General features: G+C 67.8%; 1 protein-coding gene. It reads left to right on the top strand.

Annotated features, from left to right (window positions below; genetic code table 11):
- A partial coding sequence (locus CCN56_RS43660; protein WP_179200130.1) for a hypothetical protein occupies positions 1-802 on the top strand: 802 nt, incomplete at its 5' end.
- Between the last annotated feature and the right edge of the window lie 6 nt (positions 803-808).

Below are 808 nucleotides of genomic sequence, written 5' to 3'. Positions count from 1 at the left end.
CGGGACGCTGCAGACCTGGACCGAGGACCCGACCCGCTCGATGGTCATCCGTGCGCTGTTCCGGCTCCTGGAGCTCCACGTCCCCACGGCCGAGATCGCCCGGCGATTCGAGCGGCGCGGATACACGAACCGGGATGGCCGGCCGTTCTGCGGGCCGCACCTGATCGACATGGCGCACCGGGCCTCGTACGCCGGTCTGCGGTCCTACAAGGGCGAGCTGTTCGAGGGCGTATGGGACGGGATCGTGCCGAGGGACCGCTACTGGAACGTGCAGCGCATCCTCGGCGCGCCCGGGCGGGTGACCTACCGGGGCGGTGGCACCAGGTACGAGCTGACCGCCGGTCTGAGGTGCGGCAGATGCGGCGGCCTGACGAGGGTCGAGTACAACGGGCCGGGCGGCGTGCGGCACGGCCGGAAGCCTGCCTATAGATGCCAGGAAGGTGACCTGACCATCGAGAAGGCTCCGGTCGACGACCTGCTCATCGGCCAGCCCGACGACCTCGGCGTGCTGCTGCAGTTCCTCTCTCGTGACGATATCTACGAGATCTTGACTGCGCCGTCCAGCGACGACCCGACGGTTATGGAGCTGAAGGCGCAGCTGACCCAGGCCCGCGCGGACCGCGACGAGATGAGGGCGGCTAAGGTCGCGACCCTTGCTGAAGTGCTCGTGCTCGCCAACTCCCTCGTGGCGAAGGAGGAAGAGGTGCAGGCCCTGGAGGAGCGCGAGCGGGAACTGACACTGCCCTCGGTAGTCCTTAGCATCATCAATCCAGGCGCGTACGTCTTGGCCACGTCGCAGTAGATGCCG

It is taken from the genome of Streptomyces sp. NRRL B-24572 (genome assembly GCF_002156145.1).
Lineage (GTDB): Bacteria > Actinomycetota > Actinomycetes > Streptomycetales > Streptomycetaceae > Streptomyces > Streptomyces vietnamensis.
The sequence above is the reverse complement of the archived record's forward strand: the minus strand, read 5'-3'. Positions and strand labels throughout refer to the sequence as shown.